This window comes from Streptomyces filipinensis (assembly GCF_014649495.1).
In the GTDB taxonomy this organism is placed as follows: domain Bacteria; phylum Actinomycetota; class Actinomycetes; order Streptomycetales; family Streptomycetaceae; genus Streptomyces; species Streptomyces filipinensis.
The window spans coordinates 64,606-85,488 of record NZ_BMTD01000026.1; the positions used below are offsets into that span (position 1 = coordinate 64,606).

General features: G+C 73.1%; 19 protein-coding genes. 5 read left to right on the forward strand and 14 right to left on the reverse strand.

All coding sequences use genetic code 11. From position 1 onward, the window contains the following. Positions 1-76 precede the first annotated feature (76 nt). The 4 genes from hutI to hutU all read right to left on the reverse strand — a co-directional run bounded on the left by hutI (position 77) and on the right by hutU (position 5,674). Positions 77-1,252 carry an imidazolonepropionase gene (gene hutI / locus IE244_RS37065; RefSeq protein WP_191877974.1) on the reverse strand — a complete coding sequence of 392 codons (1,176 nt, stop codon included), beginning with the start codon at positions 1,250-1,252 and terminating at the stop codon, positions 77-79. A 29-nt stretch (positions 1,253-1,281) separates the two neighbouring features. Then, complete coding sequence (locus tag IE244_RS37070; protein WP_191877975.1) at positions 1,282-2,619, reverse strand: formimidoylglutamate deiminase; 1,338 nt, start codon at positions 2,617-2,619, stop codon at positions 1,282-1,284. Further along, entirely contained in the window at positions 2,616-3,818 is a 1,203-nt protein-coding gene (locus tag IE244_RS37075; RefSeq protein WP_191877976.1) for an allantoate amidohydrolase, read from the reverse strand. The genes IE244_RS37070 and IE244_RS37075 overlap by 4 nt, the downstream gene beginning before the upstream one ends. A 191-nt stretch (positions 3,819-4,009) precedes the next feature. Next, positions 4,010-5,674 (reverse strand): urocanate hydratase, encoded by a 1,665-nt coding sequence (hutU, locus tag IE244_RS37080; RefSeq protein WP_031171293.1) that lies wholly within the window; start codon positions 5,672-5,674, stop codon positions 4,010-4,012. Between the two features lie 158 nt (positions 5,675-5,832). Here hutU and IE244_RS37085 point away from each other — a divergent pair, with 158 nt between their 5' ends. From IE244_RS37085 to IE244_RS37105, 5 genes are all read left to right on the forward strand, one after another. Continuing rightward, positions 5,833-7,215 carry a type III PLP-dependent enzyme domain-containing protein gene (locus IE244_RS37085; RefSeq protein ID WP_191877977.1) on the forward strand — a complete coding sequence of 461 codons (1,383 nt, stop codon included), beginning with the start codon at positions 5,833-5,835 and terminating at the stop codon, positions 7,213-7,215. Positions 7,216-7,394: 179 nt separating this feature from the next. Then, complete coding sequence (locus tag IE244_RS37090; RefSeq protein ID WP_031171288.1) at positions 7,395-7,778, forward strand: hypothetical protein; 384 nt, start codon at positions 7,395-7,397, stop codon at positions 7,776-7,778. Next, entirely contained in the window at positions 7,775-8,587 is an 813-nt protein-coding gene (locus IE244_RS37095; protein WP_191877978.1) for a transcriptional regulator, read from the forward strand. Before IE244_RS37090 ends, IE244_RS37095 begins: the two co-directional genes overlap by 4 nt. A gap of 31 nt (positions 8,588-8,618) precedes the next feature. Beyond that, positions 8,619-9,110, forward strand: a complete 492-nt coding sequence (locus IE244_RS37100; protein ID WP_191877979.1) for a roadblock/LC7 domain-containing protein — start codon at positions 8,619-8,621, stop codon at positions 9,108-9,110. 28 nt (positions 9,111-9,138) lie between these two features. Next, complete coding sequence (locus IE244_RS37105) at positions 9,139-9,513, forward strand: roadblock/LC7 domain-containing protein (protein ID WP_191877980.1); 375 nt, start codon at positions 9,139-9,141, stop codon at positions 9,511-9,513. 10 nt (positions 9,514-9,523) lie between these two features. Here IE244_RS37105 and IE244_RS37110 read toward each other — a convergent pair whose 3' ends face one another. The 10 genes from IE244_RS37110 to IE244_RS37155 form a co-directional block, all read right to left on the reverse strand. Next, on the reverse strand, positions 9,524-10,108 hold the full coding sequence (locus tag IE244_RS37110) for a hypothetical protein (protein WP_191877981.1): 585 nt from the start codon (positions 10,106-10,108) through the stop codon (positions 9,524-9,526). Between the two features lie 103 nt (positions 10,109-10,211). Next, complete coding sequence (locus IE244_RS37115) at positions 10,212-11,141, reverse strand: MurR/RpiR family transcriptional regulator (RefSeq protein ID WP_229854669.1); 930 nt, start codon at positions 11,139-11,141, stop codon at positions 10,212-10,214. Beyond that, the gene (locus IE244_RS37120) at positions 11,138-12,655 is read right to left on the reverse strand and encodes an aromatic amino acid ammonia-lyase (RefSeq protein WP_191877982.1); all 1,518 of its coding nucleotides are present in this window, start codon (positions 12,653-12,655) and stop codon (positions 11,138-11,140) included. The genes IE244_RS37115 and IE244_RS37120 overlap by 4 nt, the downstream gene beginning before the upstream one ends. A gap of 100 nt (positions 12,656-12,755) precedes the next feature. Next, a complete protein-coding gene (locus tag IE244_RS37125) occupies positions 12,756-13,064 on the reverse strand; it encodes a hypothetical protein (RefSeq protein ID WP_191877983.1) in 309 nt (102 codons plus the stop codon). A 57-nt stretch (positions 13,065-13,121) separates the two neighbouring features. Beyond that, positions 13,122-13,868 (reverse strand): DUF4097 family beta strand repeat-containing protein, encoded by a 747-nt coding sequence (locus IE244_RS37130; RefSeq protein WP_191877984.1) that lies wholly within the window; start codon positions 13,866-13,868, stop codon positions 13,122-13,124. Positions 13,869-14,202: 334 nt separating this feature from the next. Further along, positions 14,203-15,204 carry a beta-ketoacyl-ACP synthase III gene (locus tag IE244_RS37135; RefSeq protein ID WP_191877985.1) on the reverse strand — a complete coding sequence of 334 codons (1,002 nt, stop codon included), beginning with the start codon at positions 15,202-15,204 and terminating at the stop codon, positions 14,203-14,205. A 56-nt stretch (positions 15,205-15,260) separates the two neighbouring features. After that, the gene (locus tag IE244_RS37140; protein ID WP_031171271.1) at positions 15,261-15,545 is read right to left on the reverse strand and encodes an acyl carrier protein; all 285 of its coding nucleotides are present in this window, start codon (positions 15,543-15,545) and stop codon (positions 15,261-15,263) included. Positions 15,546-15,593: 48 nt separating this feature from the next. Continuing rightward, a complete protein-coding gene (locus IE244_RS37145) occupies positions 15,594-17,333 on the reverse strand; it encodes an acyl-CoA dehydrogenase family protein (protein ID WP_191877986.1) in 1,740 nt (579 codons plus the stop codon). Beyond that, the gene (locus tag IE244_RS37150) at positions 17,330-19,102 is read right to left on the reverse strand and encodes an acyl-CoA dehydrogenase family protein (protein ID WP_191877987.1); all 1,773 of its coding nucleotides are present in this window, start codon (positions 19,100-19,102) and stop codon (positions 17,330-17,332) included. The genes IE244_RS37145 and IE244_RS37150 overlap by 4 nt, the downstream gene beginning before the upstream one ends. Continuing rightward, entirely contained in the window at positions 19,099-20,883 is a 1,785-nt protein-coding gene (locus tag IE244_RS37155; RefSeq protein WP_191877988.1) for a fatty acyl-AMP ligase, read from the reverse strand. Before IE244_RS37155 ends, IE244_RS37150 begins: the two co-directional genes overlap by 4 nt.

Consider the following 20,883-nt stretch of genomic DNA (forward strand, 5'->3'; position numbering starts at 1 on the left):
GCCGGGGTGGACCCGGCCGGGGTGGACGGCGGATGCCAGGTGGACGGCGGGACGCCCCTCACACCACCCGCGCCGCTCACACCACCCGCGCGCCGCGCCGCCACACGCCGCTGACCAGGGGCACGCCCGGGCGGTAGGCGAGGTGGACGTGGCTGGGGGCGTCGAGGAGGGTGAGGTCGGCGTAGGCACCGGGGCTGAGGCGGCCGATGTCGGTGCGTCGCAGGGCCGCCGCGCCGCCCGCCGTGGCCGACCAGACCGCCTCGTCCGGGGTCATCCGCATGTCGCGGACGGCCAGGGCGATGCAGAAGGGCACGGACGAGGTGAAGGACGAGCCCGGGTTGCAGTCCGTGGACAGGGCGACGGTGACTCCCGCGTCCAGCAGGCGGCGGGCGTCCGGCCACTCGGCACGGGTGGAGAACTCGGCGCCCGGGAGGAGGGTGGCGACCGTGTCGCCGTTCGCCAGGGCGTCGACGTCCGCGTCGGTGAGGTGGGTGCAGTGGTCGGCGCTGGCCGCGTCCAGCTCGACGGCCAGCTGGACGCCGGGGCCGTAGGAGAGCTGGTTGGCGTGGATACGGGGATGCAGGCCCTTCGCCCGGCCCGCCGTGAGGATCGCGCGGGCCTGGTCGCCGTCGAAGGCGCCCTTCTCGCAGAACACGTCGATCCAGCGGGCGTGCGGCGCGCAGGCGTCCAGCATCTCGCCGGTGACCAGGGCGACATAGGCCGCCGGGTCGTCGGAGTGGTCCGGGGAGACGATGTGGGCGCCGAGGTAGGTCACCTCGTCGGTGTGCCGCGCCGCGATGCGCAGTGCGCGGGCCTCGTCCTCGACGGTGAGGCCGTAGCCCGACTTGGTCTCGAAGGTGGTGGTGCCCTGGCGGAGGGCCTCGTCGAGGTAACGGGTGAGGTTCGCCTCCAGTTCCGCGTCCGTCGCGGCGCGGGTGGCGGCGACCGTGGTGCGGATGCCGCCCGCCGTGTAGGAGCGGCCGGACATGCGGGCGTTGAACTCCTGCGTGCGGTCGCCGGCGAAGACCAGGTGAGAGTGGGAGTCCACGAAGCCCGGCAGTACCGCCCGGCCGCCGGCGTCGACCCGGTTGTCAGTGGCGGGTGCTTTGCTGGATTCACCGGCCCACGCGACACGGTCGCCGTCGATGACGACGGCCGCGTCCTGGACCAGACCGAGGGGGGATCCGTCGCCGAGGGAGGGGTCGTTGGTGACCAGCGTGGCGATGTTGGTGATGACGGTGCTGCTGCTCATGGTGTCGTCCTTGTGGGGGTCGGCGTTCCTCAGCCCCGCAGGGCTTCGACAGCGGCGGCCAGCGCCTGCGGCACGTCCGGTACGAGCGTGTGCGCGCCGTCGCGTACGACGTGCCGGCCACCCACGACCGTGTGCCGTACGTCCGCCGCGCCCGCCGCGAATACGGCCGTCTCGGCGCCCAGCCTGGGCAGCGGCCCGGCCGTCCTGACCGAGTCGAGGGCGAGGGTGGTGAAGTCGGCGAGGGCGCCGGGTTCGAGGGTGCCGGCCTCGTCCCAGCCGAGGGCGGCGTGACCGTCGGCGGTGGCGGCCCGCAGCAGGGCGGCGGCCGTCCAGTGCCCCCGGGTGCGGGTGCGCAGCCGCTCGTTCAGCTCCATCGCGCGCGCCTCTTCGAGCAGGTCGATGACGGCGTGGCTGTCGGAGCCGAGGGAGAGCGGTGAGCCGGCCCGCTGCAGGGCGACGGCCGGGCCGATGCCGTCGGCCAGGTCGCGCTCGGTCGTCGGGCACATGCAGGTGCCGGTGCCGGAGCCGCCGAGCAGGGCGATGTCCTCGTCGGTGAGGTGGGTGTTGTGCACCCCGGTGGTGCGCGCGCCGAGGACGCCGTGGTCGGCCAGCAGCCGGGTGGGCGTGCAGCCGTGCGCGGCGAGGCAGGCGTCGTTCTCGGCGGTCTGCTCCGACAGGTGCACATGCAGCGGGGCCCGCCGCTGTTCGGCCCACCCGGCGACGGTCGCCAGCTGGCCGGCGGGCACGGCCCGTACGGAGTGGATCGCCGCCCCGATCCGTGCGTGATCCCGTTCCTTGAGAACTGCACAGCGGTCCGCCCAGGCCTCCGCGCTGCCGTCGGAGAAGCGCAGCTGGTGGGGGTCGGGCGGCTCACCGAAGCCGGACGAGAGGTAGCAGGTGTCGAGGAGGGTGATCCGGATGCCGGCCTCGGCGGCGGCGTCGATCAGCGCCTCGCCCATGGCGTTGGGGTCGGCGTAGGGGGTGCCGCCGCGCGCGTGGTGCACGTAGTGGAACTCGCCGACACAGGTGATGCCGGCGAGGGCCATCTCGGCGTACACCGCGCGCGCCAGGGCGTGGTAGGTGTCCGGGGTGAGGTGGTCGGCGACGGAGTACATCACCTCGCGCCAGGTCCAGAAGGTGCCGCTGCCGACCTGGACGGTGCCGCGCAGCGCCCGGTGGAAGGCGTGGCTGTGGGCGTTGGCGAGCCCGGGCAGGGTGAGCCCGCGCAGCACCTCGGCACCGGGCGGCGGGGTGGGCGCCCCGGTGCGGACCGCGCCGATCCGCCCGTCCCCGACCTCCACCACCACCCCCGGCTCGACCCGGTCGCCGAGCCAGGCGTGCTCCAACCAGTAGGTCCCCTTGGTCACCTGCAGGCCAGCCCTTCCAGTACGTCGGCGAGCGCGTGCACCCCGGCCACGCAGTCGTCCTCGGCGGCGAACTCGGCCGGGGAGTGCGAGACTCCGGTGGGGTTGCGCACGAACAGCATGGCGGTAGGAATGCTGCCGGAGAGGATTCCGGCGTCGTGTCCGGCCCCGGTGCCGAGGACGGGCGCCTTCAGACCGGTGTCCTTGCCGAGGATGCGGCCGAGTTCGTCGCGCAGCGCGTGATCGAACTCCACGACCGGCGTGAAGGACTCCCGGACGACGTCCAGGTCGATGCCGTGGGCGTCGGCGTACTCGCGTGCGGCCTTCTCCACGCCCCCGACCACCGTGTCCAGGGTCTCCTGGTCGGCGGCGCGGGAGTCGAGCCAGCCGCGCACCAGCGAGGGGATCGCGTTGACGCCGTTCGGTTCCACCGTGATCTTCCCGAAGGTGGCGACGGCACCGGCGAGTGCGGCCTCGCGGCGGGCGGCGAGCACGGTCTCGGCGTAGGACAGCATCGGGTCGCGGCGGTCGACCAGCCGGGTGGTACCGGCGTGGTTGGCCTCGCCCCGGAAGTCGAACCGCCAGCGGCCGTGCGGCCAGATGGCGCTGGCGACGCCGACCCGGTCGCCGGACAGGTCCAGCGCGCGGCCCTGTTCGACGTGCAGCTCGACGAAGGCGCCGATCCGGGCCAGCCGCTCGGGGTCGGCCCCGATGCCCTCGGGGTCGTACCCGGCGGCCTCCATGGCCTGCGGCAGGGTGATCCCGTCGCCGTCGGTGAGCCGATGGGCCTGCTCGACGCTCAGCTGCCCCGCGGTGAGCCGCGAGCCGACACAGGCGAGCCCGAAGCGAGCCCCTTCCTCGTCGCCGAAGTTGACGATGGCCAGGGGCTTGCCGAACCGCACGCCCCGGCCGCGCAGCTCGTCCAGCGCGGCGAAGGAGGACACGACCCCGAGGGGTCCGTCGAAGGCGCCCCCGTCCGGCACCGAGTCCAGATGCGACCCGGTGACGACGGCGTCGCCTGCGGCGGGGTCGCCGAGCCAGGCCCACTGGTTCCCGTTGCGGTCGACCTCGTACGCCAGCCCGCGGTCCTCGGCCTGCTGCCGGAACCAGGCCCGGCAGTCGGCGTCGGCCCCGGTCCAGGCGAAGCGCCGGTAACCCCCGGAGTCGGGGTGCCGGCCGACGGGGAGCAACTCGCGCCACATCTCCTGGAAGGAGGCACCACGGTGTCCCCCACCCCGCACCGGCTGTGGGCAGTCGTTCCGCGGGGCGATGGGGGTCCCCCCGCTCGAACGAAGTTGAGAGTGGGGGAGGGTGGGCACAGCCGAACCCGCACCCGGCGCCGGGACCTCAGCCCCCACCGGAGAGTTGCCGCTGTGCCCGCCTGGATCCTGGCTCACGCCTCGTCACCCTCACGCATCGGCACCCGGACCCCGCGCTCGGCCGCGACCGACTCCGCGATGTCGTACCCCGCGTCCACGTGCCGGATGACACCCATACCGGGGTCGTTGGTGAGCACGCGCCGGATCTTCTCGCCACCCAGCTTCGTCCCGTCGGCCACGGTGACCTGCCCGGCGTGGATGGACCGCCCCATGCCCACGCCGCCACCGTGGTGGAGGGACACCCAGGAGGCACCCGACGCGACGTTGACCATCGCGTTCAGCAGCGGCCAGTCGGCGATCGCGTCGGACCCGTCGAGCATGGCCTCGGTCTCGCGGTACGGCGAGGCCACCGACCCGCAGTCCAGGTGGTCCCGGCCGATCGCCAGCGGAGCCGCCAGCTCGCCGGAGGCCACCATGTCGTTGAAGCGCTCGCCGGCCTTGTCGCGCTCGCCGTAGCCGAGCCAGCAGATGCGCGCGGGCAGGCCCTGGAAGTGGACGCGCTCGCCGGCCATCTTGATCCAGCGGGCCAGGGACTCGTTCTCCGGGAACAGCTCCAGGATCGCCTTGTCGGTCTTGGCGATGTCGGCGGGGTCGCCGGACAGTGCCGCCCAGCGGAACGGGCCCTTGCCCTCGCAGAAGAGCGGGCGGATGTACGCGGGGACGAAGCCGGGGAAGGCGAACGCCCGGTCGTAGCCCGCCAGCTGGGCCTCGCCGCGGATGGAGTTGCCGTAGTCGAAGACCTCGGCGCCGGCGTCCATGAAGCCGACCATGGCCTCGACGTGCCTGGCCATGGACTCCCGCGCCCGCGTGGTGAAGCCGGCCGGGTCCTTCGCGGCGGCGTCGGCCATGTCCTCGAAGGCCACGCCGACCGGCAGGTAGGCCAGCGGGTCGTGGGCGGAGGTCTGGTCGGTGACGATGTCGATGGGGGCGTTCATCGCGAGCAGCTGCGGGACCAGCTCGGCCGCGTTGCCGAGCACACCGATGGACAGCGGCTTGCGCTGGTCGCGGGCCTCCACCGCCAGCTGGAGGGCGTGGTCCAGGCTGTCGGCCTTCACATCGAGGTACCGGTGCTCGATGCGGCGCTCGATGGCGCGCGGGTCGCAGTCGATACAGATCGCGACGCCGTCGTTCATGGTCACGGCGAGCGGCTGGGCGCCGCCCATGCCGCCGAGGCCGGCGGTGAGGGTGATGGTGCCGGCGAGGGTGCCGTTGAACTTCTTCGCGGCGACGGCGGCGAAGGTCTCGTAGGTGCCCTGGAGGATGCCCTGGGTGCCGATGTAGATCCAGGAGCCGGCGGTCATCTGGCCGTACATGGTCAGGCCGAGGGCCTCCAGACGGCGGAACTCCTCCCAGTTGGCCCAGTCGCCGACGAGGTTGGAGTTGGCGATCAGGACGCGCGGGGCCCACTCGTGGGTCTGCATCACGCCGACCGGGCGGCCGGACTGGACCAGCATGGTCTCGTCCTGCTTGAGGGTCCGCAGCGTGCGGACCATCGCGTCGAAGGAGCGCCAGTCACGGGCGGCCTTGCCGGTGCCGCCGTAGACGACGAGCTTGTCGGGATGCTCGGCGACCTCGGGGTCGAGGTTGTTCTGCAGCATGCGCAGAGCGGCTTCCTGCTGCCATCCCAGGGCGCTGAGTTCCGTGCCGCGCGGTGCTCGTACGGGGCGGGGTCCCGACATCGTCTGCCTCCTCCTGTTACTACGTCTATTCACATCCTGACCGCCTGAATAGAACTAGTCAATACATCGGGGCGCACGCGTCCGCGCGCCATCGGTGTTTGGCTGGATGCATCCGAGCGGGGCACCAAGGAACACGAGGGGACACGAGGAGAGAGGCCGTGGCGCAGGACATCGAGACGGAGGCCGCCGAGGCACAGGAGCGCGCCGCCCGGCGGGACCAGGCGGTGCGCGCCGCAGTCGAGCAGGGCCTGCTGGGGCCGGACGCCGCCGTGGTGGGGCTGCTGGACGTCACCGGGATCCGGGAGTCCGCGGCGGCGCTGCGGTCGGCGTTCGACGCGGTCCTGCCGCCGGGGACGCCGGTGCTGCACGCCTTCGCGGTGAAGGCGACCCCGCTGGTGCCGGTGCTGCGCCTGCTGCACGAGGCCGGGATCGGCGCGGAGGTGGCGAGCCCGGGCGAGCTGGCGCTGGCCCGCGCGGCCGGGGTGCCGCCCGCCCTGACCGTGCTGGACTCGCCCGCCAAGACCCCGGCCGAGCTGCGTGAGGCGCTGACGCTGGGCGTCGCCGTCAACGCCGACAACCCGCAGGAACTGGACCGCCTGGACGCCCTGATCCGGTCCGCGCCCACCCGCTCCCCCCTCGGCATCCGGGTCAACCCGCAGATCGGCGGCGGCGCGATCGGGGCGACCTCGACGGCGACGGAGACCTCGAAGTTCGGGGTGGCGCTGCGCGACGAGGGGGCGCGCGAGTGGGTCGTCCGGGCGTACCTGGACCGGCCGTGGCTGACCCGGCTGCACGCGCACACCGGCTCGCAGGGCATCCCGCTGGGCCTGCTGGTACGGGGTGCGGCGGAGGCGTACGCGCTGGCGGAGGAGATCAACGCGCGGGCGGGGCGGCGGCAGGTCGACACGCTCGACATCGGCGGCGGACTGCCGGTGAACTTCGCGGCCGAGACGACGGCACCGTCGTACGCGGAGTACGCCCGACTGCTGGCCGAGCGGGTGCCGGGACTGTTCGACGGGCGGTACGGGCTGGTGACCGAGTTCGGGCGGTCACTGCTGGCCAAGCACGGGACGGTGGTGGCCCGGGTGGAGTACGCCAAGAGCGCGGGCGGGCGGCGGATCGCGGTGACGCACGCGGGTGTGCAGGTGGCGACGCGGACGGTGTACGCGCCGGGGGCGTGGCCGCTCAGGATCGCCGCGTACGACCCCAAGGGGCGGCCGAAGCCGGGTCCCGAGGTGGTGCAGGACGTGGCCGGGCCGGCCTGCTTCTCCGGCGACCTGCTGGCCGAGGGCCGCGCGCTGCCCCTGCTGGAGCAGGGCGACTACGCGGCGGCGCTGGACACGGGCGCGTACTACTTCGCCCACCACTACGCCTACAACTCCCTGGCCCGGCCCGGCATCCACGGCTTCGCACCGGACGGTTCGGGCGGGGTCGCCTTCGCCACCGTACGGGAGCCGCAGACCGTCGCCGAGGTGGTGGCCGAGTCCGGCGGGGCGCATGCGTCCGCGCTCACCACCCTCGGCGCCCCCGGGAGCCGTTGACGCACCCCCTGCACCCTCGAACAAATGGATCAACTCGTCCGGCACAGACGTCAGTTGACCCACACTAGTACCCCGGACGCATGTTCCACCGGAAAATGCCAAAGGCTCGCCCTTCCGCGCGCACCGTGCGTAGTGTCGCTGTCACTCAGCCGGAGTCCCAGGCGGGAGGGGAGCCCACGGTGCCCGGAATCGACGAGTGCCTGCTGGAAGCGATGCGGTTACCGGGTGCCCGGGGCGCGGCGCTGGTGGACTGGACGAGCGGACTGGCCCTCGGCACGGTCGGGGAGGCGCCCGGTGGCGATCACGAGACGACCGCCGCCGAGGCCGCCGAACTCGCCCGGATGGCCGCCGAGCACGGAGCCTTCGCGGCCCAGGGGGACGGACACCCGCCGGTCGAGGACGTGATCGTCAGCAACCGCGACAGCTATCACCTGCTGCGGTTCGTGGACACGTCCTTCGACAGCAGCGTGTTCCTGCACCTGTGGCTCGGCCGCGAGGACGGCAATCTGGCGCTCGCCCGGATCCGGCTCGGCGAGATGGCGGACCGGCTGGTGCTGGGATGACCGTGGTGCAGATACCTCCGCCGCCCCTGCCGGTGCGGGACAAGGCGGCCCCACGAGCGCTGTCGCCGATGCTGACCCGGCTCGCCGAGGAGCGGGCCACCGGCGTCCTGGTCCGCGAGCACGGCACCCTGTACCTCGCCGAGGGCCGCGTGGTGCACGCCGAGAGCCCGCTCGCCCCCGGCCTCGACGTGCTCCTCACGGCCCACGGCACCCTCGCCGCCACCGCCTGGCAGCGGGCCGCCACCGCGACGGCCGGCCCGCTGCAGGCCGCCGAACTCCTCCTGGAGTCCGGGGTGTTGCCCGCCGGCGCGCTGGAACTGTGCCATCTGGACGCGCTGTACGACGCCGGGTACTTCGCGCTGGCCCCGAGCAGCACCCCGGGACGCTTCCGCTACGACAACGCGCCCCGCGTCGGCCCGTTGCCCTCGGTCCCGGTCGTCGCGCTGGAACGCGAGACGCTGCGCCGCCGTCTGATGCTGCACCGGCTGTGGCCCGACCCGGCCGCCGACAGCGCCCCGCTGATCCGTGCGGACCCGGCCGTCGGACCGGCCGGCACCGCACCCGTCACACCCCGGCAACGGGCGGTCCTGGACCGCGTGGACGGCATCCGCACGGCCACCGGGATCGCCCGGAACCTGGGCCGGCAGGCCTTTCACACCCTGGTCGACGTGCGCCGGCTCGCGGCGGCCGGCCATGTCGCGCCCCTGCCACCCGTCGTCCCCGAACCCGCCCCACCGCCCCCACCCCCGGTCACCGACCCCGACATCGCGCTGTTGAAGAGGCTCAGGGATGCACTGGAGGCGCTTTGAACGGCACCGCCCCGCCGAGAGGAGAGAGCTGATGGTGTCCGAGGAGGACCTGCAAACGGTCCTGGACGAGCTGCACCGGCTGCGCGCCCGGGTGCCGCAGCTCACCGGGGCGCTCGCGGCCGGCGTCGACGGTCTCGTCGTCGCCCACGACACCCCCGGCGTCGACCCCGAGGGCCTCTCGGCGCTCACCGCCGCCGCGCTCGGCGTCGCCGTACGGGTCAGCGACGCCACCGGGCACGGCGGCTTCCGGGAGCTGCTGGTGCGCGGTGAGCGCGGCTACATCTCCACCTACGCCGCCGGCCGCACCGCCGTGCTGACCCTGCTCGCCGAGGGCCGGGTCAACGTCGGGCGGCTGCATCTGGAGGGCCGCCGGGCCGGCGCCCGCATCGGGGAGCTGCTCGACGCCGCCGAAGCCGCCGCCCGGACCGCCCGCCGCCCCACCCGGACCGCACCCGCACGCACCCGCACCACCCGCACGCCCCGCACCACGGCCGCCGAGGCACACACCGCGACCGACAACTGAGACAACCCGACCGTTCGAAAGGACCACCATGGCCAACACCGAGACCGCCCTGAAGGAAGCCCTCACCTCCATCGAGGGCGCCACCGGCGTCGCACTCGTCGACTACACCAGCGGGATGGCGCTGGGCACGATGGGCAGCAGCAAGAGCTTCGACCTGAACGTGGCCGCGGCGGGCAACACCGACGTGATCCGCGCCAAGATGCGCACGATGGAGATGCTGGGCCTCAAGGGCGAGATCGAGGACGTCCTGATCACGCTCTCGGACCAGTACCACCTGATCCGCCTGCTCAGGAGCCGCGGCGGCAACGGCCTGTTCCTCTACCTGGTCCTGGACTCCGCCCGGGCCAACCTGGCGATGGCCCGGCACCAGCTGAGGAAGATCGAGGAGGAACTGGAGGTCTGAGCGAACAGGCCTACACCAGCGCCGCGGTACGGCGGCGGGCCCCGCCCGGGGCCGCGTCGCCGGCCGCGACGCCCGTACCGCGCAGGCCCTTGACGGGCTTGCCCGCGGGGCCTCCGCCGCGCCGGTCGAGCCAGTCGACGCGCACCCACAGCAGCGTCTCCCCGGCCCGCTCCCGCCGGCCGATCCAGGCGGCCTTGAGGCGCAGCCCGGCGCCGAGTCCGGCCAGCAGCATGCCGCCGGCCGCCGGCACGGCGAAGGAGGAACCGAGCGCGACGGCGAAGGCCGACAGCAGCCACCAGCGGTGCCCCCGGCGCCAGTTGCGCATGGTCACCGCACGGTCCTGCAGCACGTCGTACTTGCCCGCGCGGGCCGCGCCGCGGGCGAGGGCGCGGTACCGCCCGCGTCGTACGAGCGCCATGGCGGCCGCGCTCACGAGGAACAGCGCGGCCCCGGCGAGCACCCCGATCCGGCGCCCGGTCGCTCCCGGCGGCAGCACACCGATCCCGGCGGCGCACACGCCGGACCACCACAGCGGGGCGGCCCCCGCCCGTACGACGACGGCCACCCGGGCCAGTCCCTGTCCTCCGCGCGCCACGTCGGCCTCCCGTGTCACGTGTCCGCAAAGCGCCTGTGTCTCGTGAGCGACGCTAGTGGCAGAACGTGAGACGAGTCTGAGAGCACACGCGAGGGACGGCCACTCACTCCACGAACAGACCCCGGGCCGCCGCCTTCGCGTCGAACTCCTCCAGCCGGGCCTGTGCCTGCGGCAGGTCGTCGCAGACCGCCTCCAGCAGCACCCGTCCGAGCAGCATCGGCGCGCACGCGGTGTCGAAGGCGAGCCCGGTGCCGACCGCGGCGGGCAGCAGCAGGTCGGAGTACCTGGCGACCGGAGCGAACGCGGAGTCGGCGACCGTGACGGTGGTCAGGCCGACGTCCTTGGCGTAGGCGAGGGTGTCGACGACCTCGCGGGGATGCCGGGGCAGCGCGAAGCACAGCAGCGCCGAGGCGCCCGCGCGGACGGCCGCGTCGATCCGGTCCTGGACCATCGTGCCGCCCTCGTTGAGCAGCCGGACGTCCGGGTGGACCTTGGCGGCGAAGTAGGCGAAGCCGTACGCCTGGGAGGCCGCGGCGCGCAGGCCGAGCACCGGCAGCGGGCGGGAGGCGGCCAGGATCCGGCCGGCCCGCTGCACCGGGCGCGGGTCGGCGAGCAGTTCGGCGAGGTGCCTCAGGTTCTCGATCTCGGCCTCGACGGCCTGCTGGTACTCGTTGAAGGCACCCGCCTCGGCGGCCGGTTCCGCGGGGACGACCTCGCGCAGGTGCTTGCGCAGCGCCGGATAGCCGTCGAAGCCGAGGGCGACGGCGAACCGGGTGACCGACGGCTGGCTGACCCCGGCCAGCTCGGCCAGCTCGACGCTGGACAGGAAGGGCACGTCGGCGGCCCGCCGCACCATGCTGTGCGCGATCCGGCGCTGGGTCGGCGTGAGCCGGTGTCCCTCGAAGAGCGCCTGCAGCCGGTTCGCGGGGGTGTCGGTCGGCCCGCCGGAGGCCGCACCGGGGTGCCCGCCGGACGCCGCACGGGACGCGCCGCCTCCCCCGGCCCCCGCAGCGGTACTCCTGTCCACGCTCATGACGCGCTTCCCCTCCAGATGTCCGTGAACCGGTCGAGCAGTGCTGCCGCCGCCGTCACGTCGTCCGTGAGCGGCCGGTCGGCCGGGTCGGCGTCGAGGACGGTCTCGGCGAGCGCGAACGCCCGGCCGACCGGCAGCCCGGGGTCGGGGCTGAGGTCCCGCTGGCGCAGCGCACGGGTGGCGGCGACGAGTTCGCAGCCGACCACCAGACGGTACGCACCGCACGCGCGCAGGGTCTGCCGCGCGGCGAGCGAGGCGAAGCTCGCCTGTTCCTCGACGCCCCGGGAGAGTACAGCGTGGCCGAGCGAGGCGGGGGCGGAGAAGGCCCGCAGATCGCCGAGGGCCGCTCCGGCCGCGTACTCAAGGATCATCACGCCGGAGGAGGCCGGCTCGTGGTCGGCGAGGAAGGGGCGCAGCCGCGTGTAGGCGGGCTCGTTGAGCGTGGACAGGCGGGACGTGGACAGCCGGGCCACCTGGGTGAGCGCGAGCCGGAAGTGGTCCAGGGCGAGGGCGAGTTGGGCCTGGTAGAAGCCGCCGTGGTGGTAGGCGGCGAGGTCCTCGGGGGCGATGAGCGGGTTCTCGGCCGCCGCGTTGATCTCCACGGTCAGGACCTGCTCCAGGGCGTCGGCCGCGTCGTGCGCGGGGCCGTGGATCTGGGGCAGGCAGCGCAGGCCGTACGGGTCCTGGATGCGGCCGAGCGGCGGGGCCGGCCGGTCGGCGGCGCCGAGCAGCTCCCGCATCCGCCGGGCCACCTCGGTGCTGCCGCGGTGCGGGCGGGCGGCGTGCACGGGGGCGGCGTAGGCCTCGTGGGAGCCGTCGACGGCGAGCAGGGACAGTGCCGCGACGACCTGGGTGGCGCCGACGAGGCCGCGCAGTTCGTGCAGGGCGAGCGCGGACTGGCCGAGGGTGAGAGCGTTGCTGCTGATCAGGGCGAGGGCGTCGTTGTTGTCGAGGGGCTGCGGCGCGGGGGCGCCCCGGCCGTGCCAGGGGTGTTCCCCGGCGAGCGCGAGCCCGACCTGGGCCAGGGCGGCGATGTCGCCGGTGCCGACCGAGCCGAACTCGTTGACGACGGGATACGCGCCTGTCTCCAGGGACTCGCACAGGGCGGTGATCACGCCGGGCCTGAGGCCCGCGCCGCCGGCCAGCAGCTGGTTGGTGCGGACGGCGAGCATCGCGCGCACCTGGCGGGCCGGGAGCCGCTCGCCGATGGCGCCCGCGTGGCTGCGCAGCAGGCGCAGGCCGTGTCCGGCGGCTGCCTCGGTGGGCACGTCCTCGTTGCGGTTGGCGCCGACGCCGGTGGAGCGGCCGTAGACCCGTCCGGTGGCGGCGATCCGCCGGGCGGTGGTCCAGGACCGCTCCGCGCGCCGCAGGGCGCCGGCCTCGGGGACCGGGTGCGCGTCCCCGTCGGCGAGGCGTACGACGTCCTCGACGCCGAGTGCGGACCCGTCCAGGACGATGGTCGCGGATCGCGGGGACGGCACGGAACACGGTGCGTGCACGATGCGAGACGACATCACGCCCGAACTCCCCTCGCCCCAGACATTCGATCCTGCCGTCTATTCAGACAACAAGAACTCTGCATGACCTTATACAGTCAGGCAAGGGGGGCCACTGTCACTTCTTCACGTACAGCACCTGGTAAAGAAGGGGAATGTCCGTCCCTCCGCGGTACTCCTCGCGGCACAGATAGGCGGTCCAGCGGCCCTCGGTAATCCCCTCCTTGCCCCGGGACTCGCAGTATTCCGGCGTGGTGATCCAGGCGGCCTGGTAGACGTAGCCGGCCGGCGGGGTCGAGGCGGCGGTGCTGTTCGTGCTCACGGCGGCCGGCGCGGGGCCGGTCGCGGCGGTGGACACCGGGGAAAGGGCCGTGCAGGCGGCACCGGCCAGGAGCACCGTGACGCACACCTGGGCAATCCGAGGCATATCCGTTTTCCTCTCGCAGGGGAAGGGGCGTGGTTTCCGTGGCACCGTGTTCTCGCCTCAGTGAATGTGGACGCCGCCGCTGGCCGTGGAGACCGTGAGCGCGTGGGACGCGCCACGGCTGTTCGGCACGTCCACCTCCGGGGTGGAACCGGTGCTGTGGGCGAGGACGCTGTAGCCGGCCCCCGAGGGCACGGCGAGGTCGACCGCGCCGTCCTTGGTGGCGATGTTCACGTTGGCCGGAGCGGTGGTGAAGGCCGCGTCGACCGCCCCGTCGGTCGTGGAGAGGCCGGCCCGCTGCGACGCGGCGTCGGACAGGGTGATCTGCCCGTTCCCGCTGTGCAGGGACAGTGGCCCGGTCGGGTGCTTGACGGTGATGGCGCCGTCCCCGGTGCGCAGGTCGAGACTGCCGGCGAGGCCCTCCGCGACGATCTCGGAATTCCCGCTCTGCACGTGGGCGCTCATGGAGGCGGGGAGTGTGATGTGCAGTTGGAGATCGCACGAGCCGGAGCAACCGGCGTTCACGACGGCGGTGTCGCCCGACTTCGACGTCGACAGCTGGGGGCGCGCATCGGAGTAGTCGCCGGTGGCGGAGACCCGCACGTGCGAGTCGTCGCCCGCGCTCAGGGTCACCCCGATACCCGGGGTGTCGACCTTCAGCGCCATGCCGGGCTGGACGGAGAGCTGGCTCGTCTGCGAGTAGCTGGTGCGGTGGAGTGCCGTCGTGGGATTGCACCCGGCGAGGACGACGGCGGTCGAAAGCGCGGTCAGGGCGATTCCGACGGACCGCCGGGAAGCGCGAGTCAACGTGTTGATTTCAGAACTCCTCGTCTGAAAGGAGGGGAGCCCCCTTTCCCCGTCCTCACCAACGGCGCGGGGAATCGGTCAACTTCCCGGTCGGGGTCCAAAAACGATCTGCCTGAACGCTAGCCAGTCGGCGGCCGGGCGGGGTAGCGGGGCAGCCCACGAGGTGACGGTAGGGATAACCCACCCATGCGCCGGGTGTACCGGCCCGGCCCGCCCTCTCAGCGTCTCTCCAGGAGGCGGCGCCCCAGGCTGCGGCCGTGCGCCACGGCCGCAGCCTCGGGGGATCGGGGCTCGCTCCCTGAAGAGACGGTGAGAGGGCGGGCCGGGACAGGGCCTAGGGCAGTTCGACCACTGTCGCGGCGTAGGACAGGCCCGCTCCGTATCCCAGGAGCAGGGCCAGCCCTCCCGAGCGGACCTCGCCGGCGCCCAGGAGCGCGTCCATGGCCAGCGGAACCGAGGCTCCCGAGGTGTTGCCCGTGGTGACGATGTCCCGGGCGATCACCACGTGGTCCGGCAGCCGGATGCCTTTCGCCAGGCCGTCGATGATGCGCACATTGGCCTGGTGCGGGATGAAGGCGTCCAGGTCACCTGCCTGAAGTCCCGCGGCGTCCAGTGCCCGCTGGGCGACCTTCGCCATCTCGTAGACGGCCCACCGGAACACCTTCTGGCCGTCCTGCCGCAGCGCCGGCCATCTCTGGCCGGGCGAGTCGCGCACCGCGTCCCAGGGCACGGTCTGCGCGATGGCGTCGGCCTGCGAGCCGTCGGCGCCCCACACCACCGGGCCCACGCCCGGCTTGGCCGCCGGGCCGAGGACGACCGCGCCGGCGCCGTCACCGAAGATGAAGGCGGTCGACCTGTCCTCCAGGTCGAGCAGGTCCGTCATCCGCTCGGCTCCGATGACCAGGACGTGCCGCCCCCTGCTGCGGACCGTGTCCGCGGCCAGGGCCAGGCCGTGCACGAAGCCGGCGCATCCCGCGGAGACGTCGAACGCGGCGGCCGCGACGGCCCCGATGCGGTGCGCGATCACCGCGGCCACGGCCGGGGTCTGCTGCAGGTGCGTGAACGTCGCGACGATCACGCAGTCGACGTCCTCCGGCAGGACTCCTGCCGCGGCGAGCGCCTTCTCCGCGGCGAGTTCGCCCATGTCGGCGAGCGACTCGTCGGCGCCCGCCCACCGCCTGCTGACGATTCCGGTCCGCGAGCGGATCCATTCGTCCGACGAGTCGATGTGCCGGCATATTTCGTCGTTGTCGACGACACGACGCGGCCGGTAGGAACCGACCCCCAGGAGCGCGGGCTCGAAGTGCGACGACGATGTGGTGAGGCTCTTGGTCACGATACGTTCCGTCCGGAGAGCGGGTGCGAGAACTTCGGCTCGGAGGGGCCCGGCGGTCAGGCCTCGGCGGTGAGCGTGTCGTAGAGGTGGTCCGTGATCGCGTCGACCGTGGGGTGGTCCCACGCGAGGGTGGACTTGACCTCGATGCCGTACTCGTCCTCCACGTCGCCGCACAGGGTCAGCGCGAAGATCGAGTCGAGTCCGTATTCCACGAGTTTGACGTCCGACTGGATGTCGGTGACCGGCTGCTCCAGGTAGGAGGCCACCAGGCTCAGCAGCTTGCTCCGGATCTCTTCCCGGTCGACGATCCTGGTTCCGGGGGCAGGAGCGGAGGTTGCCATCGCGTGTGGTTCCTTTCGTAGGGCTTGTTCGGGTGGGGCCGGGACGGCTCAGTGGAGGCGGCGGCCGATCAGGTCGAAGGCCCGGTGTTCGGCGTGCCGGCTGAGCAGTTCGGCGAAGACCTGCCGGGTGGCGGATTGGGCCTGTGGCAGCGGCTCGTGGCCGAGCCGGACCGTCAGCCGGTCCAGGGCGCTGACGACCCAGGCCGTGTCCCGCATGAACGGGTTGGGGTGGTCCTGGTTGTGCCACCACACGCCCAGGCAGGCGGAGGCCGCGAGGACGACGGCGTACCGCTCGGCGAGTTCGAAGCCGACCGGGCCGGCGAAGGGCGTGCGATTGCGCGGAGCGAGTGCGCGCCAGCCGTCCCGCAGGATGCGCAGCTCGTCGACGAGCCGCCCGCACAGGGTGCGCAGCGTCGGGTCGGTGACCCGGTCCTGCCCGACGTCCAGCAGGGTCGCGACGATCTGGTCGTCGGGGCCCGCGTTCGCCTCCAGCTGCCCGAAGTCCAGGTCCGGCAGGGGCCGGCCGAGCTGGAACAGGGCCGGTTCCGGCGCGGACGAGGTGAACCAGCTGCGGCGCGCGAGCCGGGGCAGCTGCGGGATGATCGTGGCCAGGCACACCGTGGCCCCCGAGTGCGCAAGGGCCGCGACGGGGAGGTCCCTGAAGTGCTTCTGGAACGCGGCGTGCGGACCTTCGCGCAGGAAGGAGCGGGCGCCGAGCACCAGCGCGAGCCGGTCGGCCGCGTGCTGTTCGATCTCGGGGACCAGGTACTTGGTGGCCGCCGCGTACACGCTGGTCTGCCGGGGCAGCACATGCAGCGCCCGGCACGCCGTGGTCGTCATGGCGTCGCAGATGAGCAGATCGGTGAAGACGTCGGCCAGTTCGGCCTCGACGTAGGGCAGTTCGGTCACGGACCGGCCGTAGAGCCTGCGCTGTGTGCCGAAGTCGACCACGGTCCGCAGCATGGTGTCCACCATGCCGAGGGCCGCTCCGCTGGCCACGGACTTGGTGACCTGGAAGCAGCGCAGGATGGTCTCCATGGCGTCGCCGTACCCGCCGACCGCGGCCGAGGCGGGCAGCGGGCAGTCCAGGAACTCGACCCCGCCCAGGTGGGTCCCGCGCATCCCGGAGGTGCGGTACCTCGGCAGGAAACGCATGCGTTCGCGCGGCACGGCGGCCGGGTCGACCAGGAACAGCGTGTGGCTGCGGCTGCCCGGTTCCTCGCTGGTCCTCGCGAGGACGGTGACGGCATGCGCCCGGGCGACGTTGTTGATCACTTCCTTGCGGCCGTCGAGCACCACGCCGCCCTCCCGCTCCGTCGCCCGCAACCGGGTCCTGGAGAGGTCGTCGCCGTGGGCGAGCTCGGTGATGGCACCGGCGGTCGGGTGGTTGTCCAGCAGCACGGACGCCAGCCAGCGCCGCTGCCCGGCGTCGCCGGCCGCCCAGACGGTGGAGGAGGCGATGAGGTTGATGGCACCGAGGCCCAGGGCCAGCGCGCCGTCATGGCGGAACACCGTGCGCAGCACGCGGGCGAGGTCGTCGGCCTGGCCGAGGCGCCCGCCCAGCGCCCGCGGCACGAACTCCGCGCCGATCCCGAAGGATTCCAGCGTCTTGCGGCCGGCGGGCAGGAAGTCCCCGCGTTCGTCGGCGTCGACGAAGGCCTGGTGGCCCACCGGGTTGCCGGGGTCGGCGGGGTCGCCGAAGAGTGCTTCCAGCGGCTCCGGGGTGTCGAGCTCGTCGAGCGGGCCGAGGCGTTCGGCCTGCCGAGGCGATGGGTCGATGACGGTCATACGAGCGCCCCCAGCCGTGAGTAGGGCAGTAGTGACGGCAGTTGTCCCGCCGCGTGCTGGGCGAGGAGCGGCTCCACCAGCTGGTCGACGACCGCTTCCGGGTCCTCGCCGCCGCCTGCGACGAGGTGTTCGGTCCGGGTCGGGCGGAGCCGGCGCAGCAGTGTGGTCAGGGTGCACTCCAGCCACAGGCCCGACTCCCACAGCCCGTGGGTGGCCGCGGAGTCGACGGCGGACCGGTTGCGCAGCCACAGCTGCAGGGCGGCCGCCGCGGCGAAGCACCGCGCGTAGTTCTCGGCCAGCCCGAAACTGCGGGCGGGCGCCGCCACCGGGACCGGCTTGTGCCGGCCGATCTGCTCGATCACCTCGTCCACCACCTCGGCCAGCTCCACGGCGCGCCGCGCCAGCGAGGCGGGGACCTCTCCGGCGGCGGCGAGGGAGCGGAGCTCCGCCACGGCGGCCGGCACGGCGTGCAGAACGCTGCTGCCCCGGCGGGGCAGCAGTTCCAGACGCCCCGGGTCCAGCTCGGGCAGGCGGTCGGCCAGGCCGGCGGCGGCGTGCAGCCCCGCCTCGTCCACCTCGCCGCGCCGGTGCGCGCGTGCCAGCAGCGGGAACTGGTTGACCAGGGAGTTCAGGTTGATCACCGAACTGCCGTCGAAGATGCCGACGATCCGGTGATCGCGCAGTACCTTCTGGAAACGGCCGTGCTCGAAGGTGTCCCCGAGCAGCAGTGACCGCGTTCCCACCAGCCTGGACAGCCTGCCGAGTGCCTGTTCCGCCAGGGTCGGGACCAGGAACTTGGTCACCGCCGAGACGGTCGACAGCTCGCCGGGCAGGGTGTGCAGGGCCCGGGCCGCGAACACCGTCAGGGCCTCGGCGGTCAGCAGGTCGGCGTACGACCGGGCGAGCAGGCGCCGCGACTGCGGCAGTCCGACCAGGGGCGTGCCGTGGTTGTGCCGGGCGAGCGCGTATCCCGTCGCCATGTCCAGGGCCTGGTCGAGCGCACCGAGCGAGAGTGCCGCGCACAGGATGCGGGTGAGCTGGAGGCTCTTCAGCACGATCTCCAGACCGTCGCCTTCGGCGCCGATCAGTGCGGACCGGCCGACCTCGGCCCCGGTGAACGCCACACCGCTGATGTCCGCGCCCCGGATGCCGTGCAGCCGGGCCGCCGGGAGGGTGCGGAAACTGCCCGGCCCCAGCCCGCGTTTGTCGATCATGAGGACGCTGAACCCGCGCGAACCGCCCTCGGGTGCGGTGCGGGCCAGTACGCAGACCAGGTCGCCCCGGGTGGCGTTGTTGATCAGCCACTTCTCACCGGTCACGCGGTATCCGTCGGCGGTGCGCTCCGCGCATACCTCCCCCGCGAGCAGATCGCTCCCGTGCTCCCGCTCGGTCAGGCCCCAGGACACGGGGGTGCCCCGGAGCACCTCGGCGCCCAGGTCCCGGCTCTGCCGGGGATCCCCGGCGACCCACACCGAAGCGGCGCCGAGGAACGTCTTGCCGTGCGCGATGGCGACCGTGAGGTCGCGGCGGGCGATGCCCCGCATGATCTGCAGGGTGTCCTCGAAGGCACGCATCGCTCCGCCGTGGGCGACGGGCACGTAGTGCGCGGGGAGCCCGAGCAGATCCAGCTCCCGGCAGATCTCCAGCGGGAACTCCTCACGCTCGTCCAGCACGAGGGAGCGCGCGTGGGAGAACAGCCGGCCCGCGTCGCGGGGGTCGCCCAGCAGGTGGTCGAACTCCTCCGCGACGCGGTACGCGGAGTGCCTCATGCCGCGTCACCCGGCGCGGCGGTGGCGCCGTCCGCGTCGCCCGCCCGGTAACGGCGGCTGACCTCGGCGCTGAGTTCCTCGTGGACGGATTTGAGGCCGCCGGTCATGAAGAGCTCACGCATCAGGGCCCGCTGCACCTTGCCGCTGGTGGTCCTGCGGACGTGCCCGGGGCGCAGCAGCACCACGCTGGGCAGCCGCACCCTGAACGTCGCGGCGAGTTCCTCCCGGATGCCGCGGGCCAGGTCGGCCAGGTCGAGTCCGGAGCTCTCCACGGGGCTGAGTTCGTGCATCACCACGATCTCCTCCTCCTGACCGACGGGCACCACACAGGCGCTGCCCTGCAGGCCGTGGAGCGCGGAGTGCAGCTGGGACGTCTCGCGCTCGATGTCGTGCGGGTAGAGGTTGCGGCCGTGGATGATGATGACGTCCTTGCTGCGGCCGGTGATGTACAGCTCGCCGCCGCTCAGCACGCCGAGGTCTCCGGTGCGCAGGAAGCCCTGCTCCCCGTCGCTGGTCCCGGCGTTGAAGGCCCGCTCGGTCTCCGCCTCGTTGTTCCAGTATCCGATCGCGAGGCTCTCGCCCCGCAGCCACACCTCGCCGATCCGGCCGTCGGGCTGGGACGCGCGGGTGGCCGGGTCCACGATGCGCACGTCGAGCCGGTCCACGGGGCCGCTGCTCACCATGAGCGGGCCGTCGCCGTCCTCGGACTGCGCCACGAAGCGGTTCTGCTCCAGTTCCGCGCCGTCGACCCGGGTGATGAGCTGACCGCGGCCGTGCGGGGTACCGGTGACCAGCAGGGTGGCCTCGGCCATGCCGTAGCTGGGCTTGACGGCATCGGGGCGGAGTCCCGCGGGGGCGAAGTACTTGTTGAAGCGGTCCACGGTGGCGGCGATGACCGGCTCCGCGCCGTTGACGGCCGCCTGCAGCGTGGACAGGTCCAGCTGGGCGAGCTGCTGCTGGGACACCCGCCGCACGCACATGTCGTAGGCGAAGTTCGGGGCCGCGGTGAACGTCCCGCGGTGGTCCTGGAACAGCCGGAGCCAGGCGTGCGGGCGCCGCAGGAAGTCGCCGGGCGCCATCAGCACGGCGGTGCCGCCGATGAGCAGCGGCGTCAGCAGCATGCCGATGAGGCCCATGTCGTGGTAGAGCGGCAGCCAGCTGCACGAGACCGTGTCCTCGTGGTCCAGCCCGAAGGAGTCCGCGATGAAGCGGAGGTTGGCGGTGAGCGAACGGTGCGGGACGATGACGCCCTTCGGGTCGCTGGTCGAACCCGAGGTGTACTGCAGGAAGGCCACGGTGTCGTCATCGGGTGACAGCACGGTGCCGTTCGCGCCGTCACCGAAGTCGGTGGCGTCGGTGGCGACGCACGGGACGTCCTCCAGCCCCGACTGCTGGACGGCCTCGGTCACCGACTCCAGGTGCCCGGAGTCGGTGAGTACGAGGCGTACCTGGGCGTTGTCCGCGATGGCGGAGGTGCGCGACCCGCGCCGGCCGTTGTTGTCCGGCACCGGCGCGGGGATGGCGATGACCCCGGCGTACAGACAGCCCACGAAGGCCCGGACGAAGTCGAGGCCGTTGGGGTACAGCAGCAGTGCCCGGTCGCCCGCCGAGCAGCGGCCGCGCAGCCATTCGGCGATGGCGCGCGCGTCGCGGTCCAGCTCCGCGTAGGTCACCCTTTCCGGCATCGGCTCGGCCCCGTGCATCCGCACGAAGACGACGGCGTCCTTGTCCGGCACCGTGCGTGCGTGCTGCAGAAGCCGTTCCACCAGGTTCTCGCGCAT